This is a genomic window from Nitrosomonas sp. Nm58, assembly GCF_900107335.1.
Classification (GTDB): Bacteria; Pseudomonadota; Gammaproteobacteria; order Burkholderiales; family Nitrosomonadaceae; genus Nitrosomonas.
In genome coordinates this window covers 40,267-58,865 of sequence record NZ_FNPQ01000016.1, presented here as the reverse complement: position 1 = coordinate 58,865, position 18,599 = coordinate 40,267, and the positions used below count along the sequence as shown (strand labels likewise).

The window sequence follows — 18,599 nt, the reverse complement described above, 5'->3', positions numbered from 1 at the left end:
TGACAAGCTCTTGTCGATGACACGTTGTTGATTGGGGCCTCAAACAGTTATCTCAGGGGCTTATCTCTTCGGGGTGGTCTATAATGACTTGCTGTACCCTAATAATTCTTGCAAAGGCTATCTTTGTTTCAGAGCGATGTTTCACAAATATTATTGTAAAAAGTAATTATGCTACCCAGTAATCTTAATGATAATTCGTCACCTTGGTATCAAGTGATCGTCGAAGGCGAGGTACCTTGCATCAAACTTACAGGTAGTTATACGCTGGCAGCATTAGATCAGCAGTTACGGAAAGTGGGCGCTAAGCTCGCTTGTTTTGCGGCGCAACCCGATTTCCACTGGGATTTGACCGGCATTCAGCAGATGGATCTTGCGGGTGCAGTATTAATCTGGCGGGCCTGGGGGATGCGTCGCCCGGTACATTTGTTGCTAAAATCCAAGCAGGATGTATTTTTTATTCATCTGGAGAAAGCCTCTCCTGCCCCTAAGCCTGTACGCCGTGACATCCTTTGGCCTATTCTGACGCTCGGAAGGCGTTTCTTTTTATTTTGGGATCATTTGTTTGGTTTGATTATGTTATTTGGTCAGGTATTACTGAACATTTTCTATCTCATCAGACATCCCAAACAGATTCCTTTGCGGGAGATTTCCGCAAACCTATTCAGAACCGGGGCACAGGCACTGGGTATTACTGCACTTGTAGGTTTTCTGATCGGTATCGTTTTAAGTTATCTTTCTTCTGAGCAACTTCATACCTTTGGTGCGGATGTTTTTATCGTCAATATTCTGGGGATGAGCATCATTCGCGAGTTGGGTCCAATGCTGGCTGGGATACTGGTGGCAGGGCGCTCTGGTTCCTCGATGACAGCCCAGCTTGGCGTCATGCGTGTCACTGAAGAACTGGATGCGCTGACTGTCATGGGTATTCCTCACAGTTTACGTTTAGTGTTGCCTAAAATGATTGCATTAGGCATCGCCATGCCGCTCGTGGTGCTCTGGACCAGCGCGATTGCGCTGCTGGGAGGGATTCTGGCGGCTGATGTGCAAATAGGGTTAAATTATCAATATGCGTTAAGCAGCTTGCCCGATGCCGTTCCAGTTGAGAATTTATGGATAGGGTTGGGTAAGGGAGCTGTCTGCGGCATGACCATCGCCCTGATCGCTTGTCATTTTGGCTTGCGCGTCAAACCTAATACTGAAAGCCTTGGAGAGGGTACGACTAATTCCGTCGTGACGTCCATTACTGCGGTTATTCTTATCGATGCGATTTTTGCAGTGGTTTTCTCGAATGTAGGACTTAAGATGGCAAGATAATGATTAGCGACGATCGTATTCTAGAGATAGAAGGCCTATATACACGCTTTGATAGTCATGTTATCCATGAAAACATTAACTTAAGCGTTTATAAGGGAGAAGTGCTGGCATTGGTGGGGGGATCGGGCAGCGGTAAAACAACCTTGCTGCGCCAGATGTTAGGTTTGGAGACACCGGCACAAGGTAGTGTGAAAATGTTTGGCTACACAAGATACGATTGTGATCTTGATTTGTTGAGAAGTTTGCGTAATCGCTCAGGGGTTTTGTTTCAGCAAGGCGCACTTTTTAGTGCGCTCACTGTATTTGACAATATTGCATTGCCGATGCGCGAGCTACATTGTCTGGATGAAGAGATGATTCGCGATATGGTAATGTTAAAACTTGATATGGTTGATGTGGGAGTGCAGCATGCCAACAAAATGCCTGCAGAACTTTCTGGGGGCATGATCAAGCGCGTTGCATTAGCGCGGGCGCTTGCACTGGATCCCGAGCTGCTGTTCCTGGATGAGCCTACCGCTGGACTGGATCCAGCGCTGAGCGAAAGTTTTGTCAAACTTATTCAGGTGTTACGTAAGGAATTTACGCTAACGATCGTTATGGTCACACATGACCTGGATACGTTGGCTGCCATATCTACACGGATCGCTGTCTTAGCCGATCGGCATCTCGTTGCATTAGGTAAGTTACCCGATGTCATCAAAATTGATCACCCTTTTATCAAGGACTTCTTTCTCGGAGAACGCGGCCAAAATGCCTTACAGAATCTGCTGGCTGGCCCTTAAAATAGGTTCAGCAAAATGCGTATAAACCAGCCAGCCAGATTGATTGTGCGTCTTTTTAAATTCTATAAATCATCCATTCAAGGAAAATTTTCATGTCTGCTGACACATTGACACTTGCACAAATGCTGATTGCCCGTCGCTCACTCACGCCGGCTGACGATGATTGCCAAAAAATATTGAGCAGCCGACTCAAAGAGATAGGATTTAACATTGAAAGCATGCGCCATGGCAAAGTAGACAATTTATGGGCACGACGAGGCGCCACTCAACCAGTCATCTGCTTTGCCGGTCATACTGATGTGGTGCCAACTGGCCCACTCACACAATGGGATAGCGATCCGTTTACCCCTACGGTGCGGGACAATAAGCTTTACGGGCGCGGGGCAGCCGATATGAAAACTTCTCTGGCTGCGTTTATTACCGCCATAGAGCGTTTCGTCCACACCTATCCCGATCATAAAGGCTCAATTGCATTGCTGATCACTTCGGATGAAGAAGGTGTTGCCGTGGAGGGTACCGTTAAGGTGGTCGAGACGCTGAAAGCGCGCGGAGAACTGATCGACTATTGCATTGTCGGTGAACCAACTTGCACTGATAAGCTGGGTGACACCATCAAGAACGGACGGCGTGGTTCGCTATTGGGGAATTTAATCATCAAAGGAATACAAGGACATATTGCCTATCCGCACCTTGCCAGAAATCCTATTCATCTTGCTGCGCCTGCTATCGCTGAATTGGCGCAAACCGAATGGGATCAAGGTAACGAGTATTTTCCGCCAACAACCTGGCATATTTCCAATATCCAGGGAGGTACGGGCGCTACCAACGTTATTCCAGGTGAAGTCAATCTGTTATTTAATTTCCGCTTTTCAACCGCAAGCACGGTTGAATCACTCAAGCAGCGGTTTCATGAGATTCTCGATCGGCATGGCTTGGATTATGATCTGATATGGGAGCTTTCCGGCAAACCTTATCTCACCCCCAAGGGTGAATTAGCTGACGCGCTCAGCGCAGCGATTAAAAGTGTAACGGCGATTGAGCCCCAGCTTTCCACTACTGGCGGTACTTCCGATGGCCGTTTTATCGCCGATATTTGCTCACAAGTGGTCGAGTTCGGCCCGCGCAATGCCACTATTCACAAACTCAACGAATACGTGGAAATAGCGGATATAGAGCGATTATCGGAGATTTACCGGTTAACTTTGGAGCAGTTGTTAAAAAAATAATAGCACTGATTAGCACGCTTCAATACTTGCTAGGTATTGGAGCGATTGTAGATGATAGAAGGAGACAATCGGCTATTCTGCTTATCAGCAGCGGATTATTCAATTGCGCCCATTTCAAGCGCGAGTTTTTGTGATTGCTCCGCTTCTTCTTCGGAAGGCTCTAAACCTAACCATCCCTGCAGGTGGGAGTAGGTCATATCGCTCAATGCTTTGATCCAGTCTTGATGCTCATTGAGGCATGGAATGAAATGAAATTCCTGCCCACCCGCTTCAATGAAAGTTTTTTTCCCTTCAATGGCGATTTCTTCCAAGGTCTCAAGGCAATCTGAAACAAAACCAGGGCAAACAACATCCACTCGCTGCGTTTTGAGTTTGCCCAATTCCTTCAGGACCACCGTGGTATAAGGTGTCAGCCATTTCGCGTTGCCAAAACGTGACTGAAAACACACTTGATATTGCTCTGCATCCAGTTCTAGCGCCTCCGCCAGTAGTCTGCCGGTTTTCTGGCATTCGCAGTGATAAGGATCGCCCTTGTCGAGCGTTTTGCGCGGTACCCCGTGAAAACTGATGATGAGTTTGTCAGGCTTGCCATGCACGGCCCAATAATCGCGGACGTTTTGTGTCATTGCGGCAATATAGCCTGGATCAGCATGAAAATGCTTAACCGTGCGAATAGCAGGAATATTGCGCATCTTTTTCAGTTCCGAGAAAAGACTATCCATCGCTGAGCCACTGCTGCTAGCAGCATATTGAGGAAAAAGCGGAAATGCCAGAATATGGTCACAGCCGCGCTCTTTCATACGTCGTACTATATCTGCAATAGAGGGATTGCCAATAATCATGGCATATTCAACAATAGGAGCGGGCTTAATGCGATCTTCCAAAGCGCGCGCCAGTAATTTGGCTTGGCGTTCAGTATGGACTCTTAACGGAGAGCCCTCTGGCATCCAGATTTGTGCGTATTTTTCAGCCGATTTTCTGGGGCGCGTGTTAAGGATGATGCCATTCAAGATAAACCACCAGATCCAGCGCGGCGCTTCTATGACCCGTGGATCGCTGAGAAACTGCTTCAGATAAGGTTTCAGTGCTTTTGCAGTAGGCGCATCAGGTGTTCCCAGATTAATCAGCAACACACCGATTTTATTCAGAGTTCCGTGTTGATAGGCGGGTTCAGGTAACATGGGCATAGACTATATCTGCTTAAATATATGGATATGAATGGTTAATCAATTTCGCGACAATCCACTCGTAAGAAGCTTGGCTGTAATGTCCACGATCGGAATCACACGCTCATAAGCCATGCGCCTCGGGCCAATGACGCCGACAGTGCCCACCACTTCTCCTTCAATTTCATAAGGGGCTGTCACCACACTCACTTCATCCAATGCGGCGACATCCGATTCTCCGCCGATGAAAATTTTCACACCATGCGCCTGGCGGCTCAATTCCATTAGCTTTAATAATTTGGTCTTACGTTCAAATAATTCAAATAATTTTTTTAAATTAACCAGATTGTCAGAGAGATCCTTGACATCAAGAAGTTTATGTTCTCCTGCCAGCACGACTGCTTCACTGCTTTCCCGGATGACATCACTGCTAAGCTCGATCGCTGTATTCATGAGGCTCGTCATGTCATGACGCAATTGTTTCAACTCTATTTGCAGACGGCCGCGAATTTCTTCCAGTGTACAGCCTGCATAATGTTGATTGAGAAAATTGCCCGCTTCGATCAAATCTGACTGACTGTAAGTTATATCAGTGAAAATGATCCGGTTCTGCACATCGCCTTCCGGCGTCACCATAATAAGCAGAATACGCTTTTCAGACAAAGCCATAAACTCTATATAACGAAACACGGCGCCGCCTGATCGTTTAGGTGTAATGACTACTCCTGCAAATTGCGTCAATTCGGAGAGCAGTTGCGAAGCAACGCTGATGAGTCTTGACGGATTATCGGGGTGCATCTGGTGTTCCAGGTGAGACACCTCTTTACTATCCAGAGATTGAACTATCAATAAGCTATCGACAAAAAAGCGGTAGCCCAGTGCAGTCGGTATTCTTCCGGCTGAGGTATGGGGGCTCGTGACATAACCCATTTCCTCAAGATCAACCATGACGTTGCGAATCGTGGCGGGGCTGAGATCTAGCCTGGAGAATTTAGAAAGCGAACGCGAGCCCACCGGCTCACCCTCATGGATATACCGTTCAACCAGTGTCTTCAGCAAGATTTTTGCACGTTCGTTAAGCATCTGTTTATTCTACACGATTCAGCCTTACTGGCGAGTATGTTCTAAGGTAAAAATTCTGCTTATTTTAATCTGGGGGAGAAATGGTTTTACCGATCTTTTCATATTTTTCTAAAGATTGTTTTAACAATATTTTTACCTTTCAGATATGCTGCGTTAATATTCGTAAGTTTTCCAAAGATAATTCGATATCTCAAATATAGATTTGTTTCAATGGGCGCATTTTTCAACAAAATTGCATTGATCGGCAAGCATAAAAATCCAGATATTCTGACTCCATTATTGAGTCTGGCGCAGTATCTGGCCAGTCGTAATTTCGAAGTGGCGCTTGACCAGTTGACTGCATCGCATATCGGAAAGATTGACTATCCCGTGCTGACACTAGAAGAAATTGGTGCGCAGGCTGATCTTGCCGTGGTGTTGGGAGGAGATGGCACCATGCTGAATATTGCTCGAATTCTTGCGCCATTTAATGTGCCCCTGGTTGGGGTCAATCAAGGACGGCTCGGTTTTCTGACCGATTTGACGGTTGATACCATGGTGGAAACGCTTGGCGCCATGCTGGATGGACACTTTGTCATGGAAAAACGAACACTGCTGTCTGCGGAAGTATTACGAAATGAGGTGAGTGTGTTCAGGGCGTTAGCATTTAACGATGTGGTCGTTCACCGGGGCATCAGTACCGGTATGATTGAGTTTGAGGTACGCATCAATGATGAATATGTCTACACTTTACGCTCTGATGGCTTGATTGTGGCCACGCCTACGGGCTCAACAGCCTATGCGCTTTCTTCAGGAGGGCCGATTTTACATCCTGGTCTTGATTTGATTGAACTGGTTCCAGTATGTCCTCATACCTTGAGCAATCGTCCTATCGTGGTCGAGCCGGATGCACTCATCGAAATCAAGGTGCTGAATACGACTGAAACAAAAATTTATGCGGATAGTCATTCCTGGTTTGATTTGGGAGGGCATGACAAAATTATCGTGCGGCGTTTTTCCGAGACAGTCAAGTTGTTGCATGCAGTCAATCATAGTTATTATCGCATGCTACGGGAGAAGCTGGGTTGGAGTGAAATTCCTCCGAAAAATTACTAATTGACTGGCATGCTGGTTCATTTGACCATTCGTGATTTTGTGATTGTTGACTGGGCTGAATTAACGTTCAAGCCGGGTTTTACCGTCTTGACCGGTGAAACGGGTGCAGGAAAATCGATTCTGATTGACGCATTGATGCTCGTATTGGGAGAGCGTGGTGAGGTAGGTCAGATACGTCATGGCTGTGAGCGCGCAGAAATCATTGCCGAGTTTGATATCAATCCTATTCCTGGTATGCAGGATTGGTTGCGAAAAAAGGATCTGCAAGCTGATCCCGGCATTTGCTTACTTCGCCGCATCTTGGATGTTAATGGACGTTCACGAAGCTATATCAATGGCTGTTCCGTAACTTTGCAGCAACTTCGTGCCGCCGGTGAACAGCTCGTCGATATTCATGGGCAGCATGCGCACCAGTCTTTGTTACGGGGTGAAATGCAGCGTGATTTGCTGGATGGCTATGCAGGCAACAGCGAGTTAGCCAGGGCGGTGGCAACAGCTTATCAGCATTGGCAGCAATTACATCAGCAACGTTTGGCGTGGGAACAGGATGCAGCTCACTTCTTACAGGAGCGCGAACAACTGGAATGGCAACTTCAGGAGCTTTCTGCACTGAATTTCTCACTTGAAGCGTGGCAAACCTTACAAGCTGATTATAGTCGCTTGTCTCATACGGCAAATTTGCTGGAAGCAGTCGAATCAAGCCTGGAAATATTATCAGAGAGTGAATCAGCTACGCTGGGGCAACTTCATGCTGTGCTCGCTCGCCTGCGTCATTTGCTTGATTATGATAGTCATCTCAAGTCTCCTTATGATTTATTAGAAACTACCCAGGTTCAGTTGCAAGAGGCAGTCTATGAATTGAAGCACTATCAGCAGAGTCTGGATCTGGATCCGCAAAGCCTGCATATCGCCGAAGAGAGGATGGCCGCCATTCACACTCTGGCTAGAAAATATCATATTCCTCCAGAAGAGATACCTGATTTATTGCAGCGAACCATGCAACGCTTGCAGGAGCTTGGAGGGGATGCCGACGGAAGCAGTCTTGCCGCAGCAGTGTCATCGGCACAGACAACCTACGACGAGCTTGCCAATACACTGAGCATCGCGCGACGAAAAGCGGCTGAAACGCTGGCATGTCAGGTTACTAGAGCGATGCAAACGCTGGCCATGTCAGGGGGCTGCTTTGATATCGTGCTGACGCCATTTAACCACGGCAATGCCCATGGGCGCGAGCAAATCGAATTCCAGGTTTCAACCCATGGGGGGCTGCCCCCACGTCCACTGGCAAAAGTTGCCTCCGGGGGGGAATTGTCACGTATCAGTCTTGCGATACAGGTGATTACCAGTCAGGTAGGCACTGCACCCACCCTGATATTTGATGAAGTGGATGCAGGAATTGGGGGGCGGGTCGCTGAAATTGTCGGCAAACTCCTCAAGCAGTTAGGCAAAACGCGCCAAGTGCTCTGTATTACCCATTTGCCCCAGGTTGCCTCGATGGGCGATCAGCATTGGCAGGTGTTTAAAACAGCCGAACCCGCTGCTGACAAAGCGATATTGAGTTCTATCCACTCACTGAATGAGCAGGAACGGGTCGAGGAAATCGCGCGTATGTTGGGAGGGGTGAAGATTACTGCCACAACACGCAAGCATGCCGCCGAAATGCTGCAGAAAAATAAGTGAGATTGATACCTTCCTCCCAGAGCCATAGCATTACCGCTGGCACTTCTTTATTAACCATAATTTTTTAATCAGCGAGACATTGCAAATGCGGCAAATTGTCGCACATTGACTCATTAGCTTCCTTGGCTGAATGATAGTTAATGAATATATCTATTTATTAATCAATGTAATGCGAAGTGAGCGTAAGTGCATCCAAAATAGAAAGGATAAGGTGCGACAATTTGCCGCATTGTTATTTGCTTGAGTAGACCAGATAATGATTTCCGACTACCCATTCATTTATTTTGAAAAGGAAAATGGGGTCGCAGGCACATTACATTCATCTTTGTTAGTACATTAATCTCGGGCAAGTGGAGTGAGTCTTTTAGGCGGTTGCCTCGAATAAGTCACATATTCATCATTTTTAGATATTAGACAGGGAGCTGTTATGAAAAAAAATAAAATCAGAACACTAACGCTGGCTTTAGCTGCGGCCATACTGGCAGGCATAGGGCAGGGTGCGCTGGCGCATACTCGCTTGGAAACAGCGACACTCAATGAAGGAATTAGAATACTCAATAATGTTACCATTGGTCATGGCTGCGGTGAAAAAGCAATTATTGGTACTTCAGTGGTTTTTCCAGATGGCACGGATTCTTCCATTACTGTCGGTGGTCAGCCTCATGGTGGGTCGTTAACCGATTTTGTTTCAAACTGGGGACCTAACGTTCAGCCTCTCCAGACACGGGCTGTCTTTGATTTTGTGGACGAGAAACAGGGGCCGACAGGTAATGTCGTTGGATTCTGGTCTGGCGGTGGACCGGGCATGCCGGCTCACATGAACGCATTTGTTCCTTTTAGAGTCAGTGCGACGAATATTGAGCCGACTTCCTGTGCTAAAAGCGTCAAGTTCTTCGTTTCCATCGCAGATATTTGTGAGATTAGCGGGATTGATGCTTTGCGCGGCGGCGGCGGGGAAGCCGGTGCAGTTGCCAATCTGTGGACTCATAATAATCTGGGAACACCCTATGATCGCGTGAGTGCTACAGATGATGGGCCCGCTTCGCTGACGATTACCCGCGACCTGACGAAGAATCCGCTGCCTGGGTCATGCGGTAGCGGTGTCGATGTCGAGGTAAGGCCCTCTGCGGCACAGATCATGCGTGATATGCCGATCAAGTTCAACGGTCAGCAAGTCTGGCCTGAATAAATAGGAAATAACGATTGCGAATAGGGCCATGGATCCTGTTCGCATCCAGGAAAAGAAACGAATGGTTTCTTCGAGCGCTGAAAGACGGTAAGCTTACGGACGGCAGCGCGGATGGACTGAGGAAACTAGAGCAGTTTGATAACATATCGTATCGATGGCGTGCTAATGAATAAGTCTAGTATACGAAAAGAGGAGGAAGAAAGTATGATTAAGCATCGTCCATTTCTACAAAAATCCCTAGGGAAAATTTTATTGAGCGCAAGTATGATCGTTACGACCGGTTATGCAGCAATCTGCGGCGCGCATGGCGGAGACGCCGTACTTGATCCTGCTGGCAACAAGGCAACATTTACCGCACTGGCGTTTGTGACCTGCTTTGATGATGGCGGCGTTGGACCGGCGGATTATCTTGCTGTCAAAATCAGAGATAATTCTCCTCCCGTACCCGGAATGTTTGTCAGCCTCCAGCTTTTTAAAGGCAGCAAAGCGATCAATATTACCGATACTACGCCGGGTGATGCGCACTTCAGCCCTGAGGTAACACTGCGAGGGGGGAATGGAACGTATTATATGATGGCGAACAAAACCATGGCTGGCGCCCGGAATTTTGAAGTTGAATGGCACTGCAAGACAGTCAATAATGACCACACCGGGACGGATCTTGTCCCAGTTCAATTCGAATAGCCACAATTTTGATGATGAGCAGATAGATGTCTTTTTAAAATAGGATGTCTTTTTAAAATGATTAAGCAAGCCAATTTATTATTTTCAGCCAGCCTGATGCTTTGTCTTTCGGTGGTGTCACCTGTGCGGGCACACTTGGAAGGGAATACGCCGCCGCCGCATTGCCAGTTGTCTTTTTTAGATGGGAAATTGGCTGAAGGCTGGGAAGCGATGAAAGGCGAAGTGGTTTATGTGGATTTCTGGGCTTCCTGGTGCCCTCCTTGCGTCAAATCATTTCCCTTCATGAGTCAGCTCACGCATGAGTTTAAAGACAAGGGGCTGAAAGTGATCGCAATCAATTTGGATGAAAGCGTTGAAGACGCCAAAGAGTTTCTTGCCAAGCGTCCTGTCAATTTTCCGATCTTGATCGATGCCAGTAAACAATGCGCACAAGATTTCGGAGTGATTGCCATGCCATCCACTTATATTATCGACAAAAAAGGCTTTGTCCGACATATCCATCGGGGTTTCCGCACTGGCGAGGCTGAAGAGTTACGTAGCTTGATTGAGCAGCTTCTGATAGAAGAGATATAGAGGCAGTTCATATTTTTTGTGTCGCTGCAGAAAACTCCCGGTTTGACTCATTGATGAAAGTAACTCATTTTATTGTCATTTGCATCGCGTTATTCAGTGAAGTAACTTTACCAGGCTGTGCTCAGGTTGCTCCCTGGGAGCGCGGTAATCTTGCTAAATCGCATATGGCGCTAGACCCTAATCCCTTACAAAGCAGTATTCGGGGACACATCTATGGTAGTCGCGAGGCTGCTGCCAGCATCAATTCTGCAGGGGGTGGTGGCGGCTGCGGCTGTTTCTAAGCCATGCCCTGATAACAGGTTTGAACGCTCCACACTCAGCTGGTTTAGCACAGCATTCAGTCGATAATCCCGAATCTGGCGATTCGAAAGTTAGCCTGACCTCTAGCCGTAAAACAACGCTGCAGGCATTGACGTCTGCAGCGCTCGTTTTACCCGGTCTGTTACTATCGCCTGCACAGGGCGCAAGTCCCAGTAATGACAGCGTCAGCTTTCAATATAACCGGTATCAGGAAGGGAAGCGTAATCTCTACAATGTACACAGCAATCTCAAGCCCATTATGGTGGATGTTGTGCATGGGAGTGGCAATTTTACCTTTTATGATCGCGTAAAATTTTCATTCAGCTATACACAGGATACGTGGTCAGGTGCGACGCCCGTCACCACAGCGCCTCTCGTAACCAATGGCAATCGGCCTATTCTGCAAGATTCACCTCAGGGAGTGATTACGGTCGGGGCGTCTCCTCTTGTCAATACCCAGGTTCTACTGGATCAAAATCTGAATCCCCTCAGACTAACACCTGAAACCGGGCAGGTAATCGATCCGCGTAATGTGCTGATTCTTTCGTCCGCATCACCGGAAACACGTAATCAAGCAAATTTTAGATTAGGTTATGAATGGAATGAGGCGGCTGTTAATGTAGGCGGTGGATTTTCATTAGAAAATGATTATGAATCCAGCTATGGCAATCTCAGCGGCCGTCTGGATTTTAATCAGAAGCTGACCAGCCTGAAATTCGGAGCAGGGTATACCAGCAGCGAGACATCCGCCATTCTCGATCCTGACCTGCTGCCTTATGTGACACGCACTGCTTATGCAAATCAAATTGAGCGGCGCAGCGGTTCGGAAATCTTACGTGGCGATCGCCAGGATTGGACCGCCAATCTGGGATTGACACAGGTTCTTGGCAAAGGCTCGTTGATCGATGCCAATATCGGTTATACCCATAGCAGTGGCTTCATGGAGAATCCGTACAAAGTCATGACGGTTATTTTTATTAACCCGGATACCCTTAACCCTGGTTCAAATTTTCCTATAATCGGTGATGCGCGCGCTTTATTGGAGCAGCGTCCGAATATACGCAATCAACTGGCTTTGAGCAGTAAATACGTACAGCATATCAGCCCAGTGGATGCCGCCTTGCATTTGAATTACCAATTTTCATTCGATGATTGGGGAGTCAATGCGCATACCTTTGAAGCGGATTGGGTGCAACCACTGAGTCATGGATGGACTATTACGCCTCGAATTCGCTATTACTCGCAAGATTCAGCCGATTTTTATCAGCCGTATCTCATTTCCAACCAGGCATTCCGTAAAACGGCTACCGATGCCTCAGGGCGGCAAGTCTGGGTTGATGCGAATAATCCGAATCAACCATTCTTTCGTAACGGAAATGGTAATTTTTTCGATACCAACGGTAATCTGGTTGATGCCACTGAACTTAATCTGCAACCCCAGCTCGTGTCGTTTGATGCGGCCAAACTGCCTCAAAATTTTTCCAGTGATCATCGTTTATCCGGTTTTGGTTCATTGAGCGGGGGAGTGGTACTCAATAAGAGATTTACCAAGGGAGTTGAGCTAGAAGCGGCTTTTGAATATTACACGCGCGCGAGCTCACTGAAGCTGGGCGGGAATGGTCAGAGCAGTTTTGCTGATTTTGATTTTTATGTGGCCAATGCCGCGATTAAAGTGGATATGGAAGCCATTAATTCCCGCATGAATAAAGAGGCTGGGCATAACCATGCAGATCACGATCATGGCAAGCAGCATCATGGTACACACTCTGTCCCGGCCGGCATCATGTTTGGCCATATGCTGGATAATCCAGGCGAACTGATGGTGGGATATCGTTTCATGTATTCTCGCCAGGCGGGTGATATGTTGCGCGGTGCGCACCAGGCCAGCGATCTGTCGATTGTCAACGAAGGCTGTAGCGACATTACCTTGTGCCGGTTCACCCACACCGAGATGAACATGAAAATGCATATGCTCGATATCATGTATGCGCCTACTCGCTGGCTGAATCTAATGATCATGCCGCAATTCATGGATATGGACATGAATTTGCGTCAGTTGGAAGGACGTCCGCCACCCGTCCCGGGTGTTCATGAGCATACTGGCACTGGCGGGCATACAACTGGCGGGGTTGGCGATACCATATTGTCATCACTGATCAAGTTATATGAAATACCCGGGCATCGGCTGCATGCGGGCTTAGGTATCAGCGCGCCGACCGGAAAAGTAGATTTGAAAATGAGGCGAATGTTTCAGGTTGATGGAGGATTGTTTCATTTTGACATGCAATTAGGAAGTGGCACGTGGGATTTTTTACCTAACCTGACTTATACCGGCACAAGCGATCGTTGGTATTGGGGAGCCCAGCTTTATGGTGTGAAGCGGATGGAACGCAGCAATGAATCAGGTTATCGGCTGGGTGACATTTTTCAGGCATCCACTTGGGGAGGATATCAATTGTCCAATTGGCTAGCAGCCTCGGTACGGGGAATTTATACTTTCCGTGATAGGATACATGGAGATTTCAATGAATTTAACGCGCGTATTGGCCCGATGGATTTTCCTGCCAATCATGGTGGCCAATATTGGGATATAGGCATTGGCGTGAATGCTTCTGTGCCGAGCGGCAAGTTTGCCGGTAATCATTTCGCTTTTGAATGGGTGCAACCGCTACGTGATGATGTCAATGGTTTTCAACTTGAACGTGAAGGTGCGCTCTCAGCTACTTGGCACTATAGCTTCTGACAGAAATCTCTGATCGGGAATACTCTGAATTGCTGAATTACCCGTCTTATCCAGGCTTATTCGTTGAAAGGCTTGGATGTTTATGACCGTATTGTTACGGGATTTGAACGAAAATAACAATTTAGGGGTCTTGTGAATGATTATTTAAGTATTCGCTGCAATGAAACTCTACCGCTTTCCCTTTAATGCAATGGGTACGACCTGTGAGATACAGCTTTATGCTGCAACCGAGACTAAAGCAGGGCGTGCCGTAGATGCAGCAATTGCTGATGTTCAACGATTAGAGTCGTTTTATTCACGTTATCGTGAAAGCAGTTTTCTGTCAGAAATTAATCGTGTTGCAGCGAAAGGAGGGAGTATTATTGTCGATAACGAAACAGCCGGGTTACTGGATTATGCAGAAACCTGCTATCGTGAAAGCGATGAATTGTTTGACATTACTTCGGGTATTTTGCATCACGCTTGGAATTTCAAATCAGATCAATTACCGGATGAAGCGGTTATCCAAGGTTTGCTGGATAGAGTTGGCTGGCATAAGCTGCGTTGGGCATCACCTATTCTTAAATTTCCGCTTCCTGGCATGGAGCTTGATTTAGGCGGTGTCGTTAAAGAGTATGCGGTCGATCGTGCTGCCACGATATGTTGGAATAGGGGTATTCAACACGGGATGGTCAACTTGGGAGGGGATATCAAGATTATTGGACCGCATGCAGACGGCAGTCCTTGGCGAATCGGAATACGTCATCCGCACTACCCTGATACCTTATTACAGACGCTGGAACTCTATTCTGGCGCACTTGCCAGCAGTGGAGATTATGAGCGCTGTATCACCATAAATAGCATTCGTTACGGTCATGTCCTGAATCCGAAAACAGGCTGGCCAGCCAGGCGAATGGCTGCAGTGAGTGTCGTAGGTGATTTCTGTGTTATTGCAGGTAGCGCCTCAACGATTGGGATGCTCAAGGAGCATCAGGGCAAGGATTGGCTTGAAGATCTCGGATTACCCCATCTATGGGTAGATGTCGATGGGCATATCGGAGGCTCGCTTACGGAAGAAGGCGAGAATGTCCTAGAGGTTGGTTAAAGATGAGTTAAAACGCGCTTCTAGAACTTGTAGCCCCGATGGAGAGCAACCACTCCGGCAGTCAAATTAAAATACTCCACTCGTTCAAATCCAACTTGCTGCATAAGCTGTTTCAATTCTTCCTGTGAAGGGTGCATACGAATCGATTCAGCAAGATAGCGATAGCTTTTTTCATCCTTAGCGACTAATTGCCCCATGGTAGGGAGTATCTTGAAGGAATAAACATCATAAAAAGGTTGCAGTGGTTTCCATACTTTGGAAAATTCCAGCACGATAAGCGATCCACCCGGGCAGAGTACACGCAGCATTTCTTTGAGCGCAATATCTTTGTGGGTCATGTTTCTGAGACCAAATGCTACGCTGACATGCTCAAAATAATTGTCAGGGAATGGTAATTTTTCTGCATCACACTGAGCTACTGGGATAGTTACGCCTTCATTCAACATGCGATCCCGGCCGATTGTCAGCATGGAATTATTGATATCGGTTAGCCACACTTGGCCTGTTTCACCCACTTGTTTGACGAACAATGCTGTCAAATCGGCTGTTCCACCCGCAATATCGAGGACCCGATCTCCCGCTTTCGCGCCACTTGCGTCGATAGCGAATCGCTTCCAGAGTCGATGCAAGCCGAGCGACATCAGATCATTCATCAGATTGTAGCGTGCTGCCACCGAATCAAAAACATCTGCGACTTTATGTGCTTTCTCTGTTTCTGAAACAGTTTTGAAGCCAAAATGGGTAGTTTTTGTCATGTCAAATAATTGGGCGAGAATTGAAAAAATGATGGAGGCTCATGAAAGCAAATGCACTGGATGAGTCAGGTTGTTTCATGGTTAATGCCAGCTTCTTTTAGCCGTTGCAAATAACGTTGCCACATTGCATCTTGGTTCAATCCATAATTATAAAGTAAATCCCACGAGTAAAGCCCAGTATTGTGACCATCAGAAAAATTCAACTGGATAGCGTAATGGCCTATAGGTTCAATATGCGTAATCGATACCTCCTGCTTGCCTGTTTGCAGGATTTCATCCCCCGGACCATGCCCCCTTACTTCTGCTGAGGGAGAGTAGACTCGAAGAAACTCGCAGGGTAGTTGAAAAGTCTTACCGTCATTGAAGGAGATTTCCAGTACCTTCGATTTTTTGTGGAGTTTTATTTCAGTTGGAATGGGAGTGTATTTATTAAGTCCTGCCATGGGTGTCTATTTAAAAAATTGAGATTGGCGATATATGACATCTATGATGTTTGTCATAAAAATGTAATGATATCTTTATATTATCTCAGAAATTTTTAGAAAATATTTTTTTGAGTGGAGTCGCTAATGGCTGCAACAATATTGATTGTAGAAGATGAACCCGCAATCCAGGAACTGGTTTCATACAATTTACGCAATGCAGGATACGTTATTTTATGCGCAGGCAGCGCAGAACAAGCGAAGGATATGGTTAATGACGTGTTGCCAGATCTGGTGCTACTGGACTGGATGCTGCCAAATGTGAGCGGCATCGAGTTTGCCCGGATGCTACGGCAGGGAGCGAGAACGAGGGCGATTCCCATTATCATGTTAACGGCGCGCGTGGAGGAGAGTGACAAAGTAACCGGATTGGAAATTGGTGCAGATGATTATATCACTAAGCCTTTCTCACCCCGCGAACTCATTGCGCGCATTAAGGCAGTGCTACGCCGACGCTTACCAGAAGTGTCAGATGAAGTGGTTGAGGTGGGTGGACTAAAATTAGATCCGACAACGCATCGAGTAACCGTTAACGACGATGGGGAGAATCAATCAAAATCATCAGAAATTGCACTGGGACCGACCGAATTTCGTCTATTGCACTTTTTGATGACGCATACCGAGCGTGTGCATACGCGAGGACAGTTGCTTGATCGCGTGTGGGGAGATCATGTCTTTGTTGAAGATCGAACAGTGGATGTTCATATACGAAGACTGCGCAGAGCGCTTGAAGAAGTCGGGAAGGATGAATTGGTTCAAACAGTGAGGGGGACAGGTTATCGTTTTTCAACACGGTGCGAAGTAGGCGTTGAATAAAAGAGTGCCGGATCATTTTAAAGACTTATTAGAAAGTGAATTCATAGGTACTCACAAGTAGTTTTTATCCTGGAATACGCTTGGCCTAATACCCGAACATTTTTTCTGTGCCTGTCTGGTTTTTCAAGCATAATACCCAGCGAGTGAATCTTTCCCAAGCTTGTTACCTGGAAAGATGTAAATTTCTAAAGCATCCAGAAAAATTTTTTATTCCTTCCTAAGACCGAGATATTGACGTGTTTGATCTCTGGCAACGTTTGACTGGTATTTTCTTGCTGATCGTGGTTACAGCCGTGCTATGGGTTGCGGTAGATGCTGTAACGGCACTGCTTTTATTCAGCTTTATCCTGCTGGGAATAACGATACACCATACCTATTGCCTGGCTTCTCTTGATCGCTGGTTTCAGCGCTTTGATCATACTTCTATTGATCCATCCACGATATCCACTATACCCAGCAGTTTTGGTCCATGGGGAGACGTATTCATTCGACTCACACGCTTTATCCGACGCTATTATCGAAGCCGGCAGACCCTGAGCAAGGCGCTGGAACGTTTGCAGCGCGCAACGTCAGCAATGCCGGAAGGGATTATTATTTTGGATGAAGCGAATCGCATTGAATGGTGTAACCCCTCTGCTGAACAACACTTGAGCTTGGATTTGAAGCTCGATGTTGGCCAGCATGTTACCCATTTGGTCCGGCAGGTGCAGTTTGTAACGTATTTGACTGCTGGAGATTACAGTAAACCCCTGGTGATCAAACAATCCCGATATGAAGAAATGATACTCTCACTCCAGTTGGTGCCTTATGGAGACAAGGAGAAGCTGCTGATCAGCCGGGACATTACCCGCTTTGAAAAAATGGAAATCATGCGCCGGGATTTCATCGCCAATGTTTCACATGAGTTGCGCACACCTTTGACCATCATAGGCGGCTTTCTGGAAACGCTGTTAGATGAAGAAATTAAAGACAGCGAGATGGAAAAGCGTGCATTAACTTTAATGGCTGATCAGGCAAAACGGATGCAACGGCTGGTTGAGGATTTACTGACCCTGTCGCGGCTTGAGAACGCCCAGAATATCTTGCATGAGGAAGACATCGATATTGCCGAATTGCTGCACAGCTTGTTTCAAGAAGCGCAATCGCTCAGTGCAGAACACCATCATATTACTTTGAATATTTTAAGTGATGCTCATTTGCTAGGCAGTGTAGATGAATTACGCAGTGCTTTGGGTAATCTTGTCAGTAATGCCGTGCGTTATACGCCCGAAGGCGGGGAGATCTCATTGAACTGGACAGAAGAGCAGGATCAAGGCTTGTTTTATGTCCAGGATAGTGGCATCGGCATTGGACCGGAGCATATCCTGCGTCTGACGGAGCGGTTTTACCGGGTTGATCGTAGTCGTTCCCGTGAAACCGGTGGAACCGGTTTAGGGCTGGCGATCGTCAAGCATGTTTCAGGTCGTCATCAGGCTCGCATGGAAATTGTCAGTGAGATAGAAAAAGGAAGTATTTTCAAAATCTGGTTCCCGGCAAAACGCTTGGTAAAAAATAAGGCAGGCAGCACTGCTCATGATATAAGCTCCATACCCTCCAATAAAACCATTCCACCCATACCGTAACCAGC

General features: G+C 46.9%; 17 protein-coding genes. 13 read left to right on the top strand and 4 right to left on the bottom strand.

Annotated features, from left to right (window positions below; translation table 11 throughout):
• The first annotated feature begins 168 nt into the window (after positions 1-168).
• The 3 genes from BLW34_RS07990 to dapE all read left to right on the top strand — a co-directional run bounded on the left by BLW34_RS07990 (position 169) and on the right by dapE (position 3,322).
• Positions 169-1,314: an MlaE family ABC transporter permease gene (locus tag BLW34_RS07990; protein ID WP_090577970.1), complete on the top strand. Its 1,146-nt coding sequence runs from the start codon at positions 169-171 to the stop codon at positions 1,312-1,314.
• The gene (locus BLW34_RS07985; RefSeq protein ID WP_090577968.1) at positions 1,314-2,096 is read left to right on the top strand and encodes an ABC transporter ATP-binding protein; all 783 of its coding nucleotides are present in this window, start codon (positions 1,314-1,316) and stop codon (positions 2,094-2,096) included. The genes BLW34_RS07990 and BLW34_RS07985 overlap by 1 nt, the downstream gene beginning before the upstream one ends.
• 92 nt (positions 2,097-2,188) lie before the next feature.
• Positions 2,189-3,322: a succinyl-diaminopimelate desuccinylase gene (gene dapE, locus BLW34_RS07980; RefSeq protein ID WP_090577965.1), complete on the top strand. Its 1,134-nt coding sequence runs from the start codon at positions 2,189-2,191 to the stop codon at positions 3,320-3,322.
• A gap of 95 nt (positions 3,323-3,417) precedes the next feature.
• Here dapE and hemH read toward each other — a convergent pair whose 3' ends face one another.
• Positions 3,418-4,503, bottom strand: a complete 1,086-nt coding sequence (gene hemH, locus BLW34_RS07975; protein ID WP_090578024.1) for a ferrochelatase — start codon at positions 4,501-4,503, stop codon at positions 3,418-3,420.
• 45 nt (positions 4,504-4,548) lie between these two features.
• The gene (hrcA, locus tag BLW34_RS07970; protein ID WP_090577962.1) at positions 4,549-5,571 is read right to left on the bottom strand and encodes a heat-inducible transcriptional repressor HrcA; all 1,023 of its coding nucleotides are present in this window, start codon (positions 5,569-5,571) and stop codon (positions 4,549-4,551) included.
• A 210-nt stretch (positions 5,572-5,781) separates the two neighbouring features.
• Between hrcA and BLW34_RS07965 the strand changes: the two genes are divergently transcribed.
• The 8 genes from BLW34_RS07965 (at position 5,782) to BLW34_RS07930 (ending at position 14,919) form a co-directional block, all read left to right on the top strand.
• The gene (locus BLW34_RS07965) at positions 5,782-6,666 is read left to right on the top strand and encodes an NAD kinase (RefSeq protein ID WP_090577959.1); all 885 of its coding nucleotides are present in this window, start codon (positions 5,782-5,784) and stop codon (positions 6,664-6,666) included.
• Between the two features lie 9 nt (positions 6,667-6,675).
• Positions 6,676-8,346, top strand: a complete 1,671-nt coding sequence (recN, locus tag BLW34_RS07960) for a DNA repair protein RecN (RefSeq protein WP_090577956.1) — start codon at positions 6,676-6,678, stop codon at positions 8,344-8,346.
• A gap of 427 nt (positions 8,347-8,773) precedes the next feature.
• A complete protein-coding gene (locus tag BLW34_RS07955; protein ID WP_090577953.1) occupies positions 8,774-9,535 on the top strand; it encodes a hypothetical protein in 762 nt (253 codons plus the stop codon).
• Positions 9,536-9,739: 204 nt separating this feature from the next.
• Positions 9,740-10,219, top strand: a complete 480-nt coding sequence (locus BLW34_RS07950; protein ID WP_256203676.1) for a hypothetical protein — start codon at positions 9,740-9,742, stop codon at positions 10,217-10,219.
• 57 nt (positions 10,220-10,276) lie between these two features.
• Complete coding sequence (locus BLW34_RS07945; RefSeq protein ID WP_256203675.1) at positions 10,277-10,792, top strand: TlpA disulfide reductase family protein; 516 nt, start codon at positions 10,277-10,279, stop codon at positions 10,790-10,792.
• 53 nt (positions 10,793-10,845) lie between these two features.
• The gene (locus tag BLW34_RS07940; protein WP_090577950.1) at positions 10,846-11,073 is read left to right on the top strand and encodes a DUF4266 domain-containing protein; all 228 of its coding nucleotides are present in this window, start codon (positions 10,846-10,848) and stop codon (positions 11,071-11,073) included.
• A gap of 20 nt (positions 11,074-11,093) precedes the next feature.
• Positions 11,094-13,835 (top strand): DUF3570 domain-containing protein, encoded by a 2,742-nt coding sequence (locus BLW34_RS07935; RefSeq protein WP_256203674.1) that lies wholly within the window; start codon positions 11,094-11,096, stop codon positions 13,833-13,835.
• A gap of 160 nt (positions 13,836-13,995) precedes the next feature.
• Positions 13,996-14,919 (top strand): FAD:protein FMN transferase, encoded by a 924-nt coding sequence (locus BLW34_RS07930; RefSeq protein WP_090577947.1) that lies wholly within the window; start codon positions 13,996-13,998, stop codon positions 14,917-14,919.
• A gap of 20 nt (positions 14,920-14,939) precedes the next feature.
• Here BLW34_RS07930 and ubiE read toward each other — a convergent pair whose 3' ends face one another.
• The gene (gene ubiE / locus BLW34_RS07925) at positions 14,940-15,674 is read right to left on the bottom strand and encodes a bifunctional demethylmenaquinone methyltransferase/2-methoxy-6-polyprenyl-1,4-benzoquinol methylase UbiE (protein ID WP_090577944.1); all 735 of its coding nucleotides are present in this window, start codon (positions 15,672-15,674) and stop codon (positions 14,940-14,942) included.
• A gap of 65 nt (positions 15,675-15,739) precedes the next feature.
• Positions 15,740-16,117, bottom strand: a complete 378-nt coding sequence (locus tag BLW34_RS07920; RefSeq protein WP_090577941.1) for a gamma-butyrobetaine hydroxylase family protein — start codon at positions 16,115-16,117, stop codon at positions 15,740-15,742.
• 126 nt (positions 16,118-16,243) lie between these two features.
• On the opposite strand from BLW34_RS07920, the gene phoB reads away from it, so the two are divergent.
• Positions 16,244-16,972 carry a phosphate regulon transcriptional regulator PhoB gene (phoB, locus tag BLW34_RS07915; protein ID WP_090577938.1) on the top strand — a complete coding sequence of 243 codons (729 nt, stop codon included), beginning with the start codon at positions 16,244-16,246 and terminating at the stop codon, positions 16,970-16,972.
• 236 nt (positions 16,973-17,208) lie between these two features.
• Positions 17,209-18,594, top strand: a complete 1,386-nt coding sequence (phoR, locus tag BLW34_RS07910) for a phosphate regulon sensor histidine kinase PhoR (protein ID WP_090577935.1) — start codon at positions 17,209-17,211, stop codon at positions 18,592-18,594.
• The last annotated feature ends 5 nt before the right edge of the window (positions 18,595-18,599 follow it).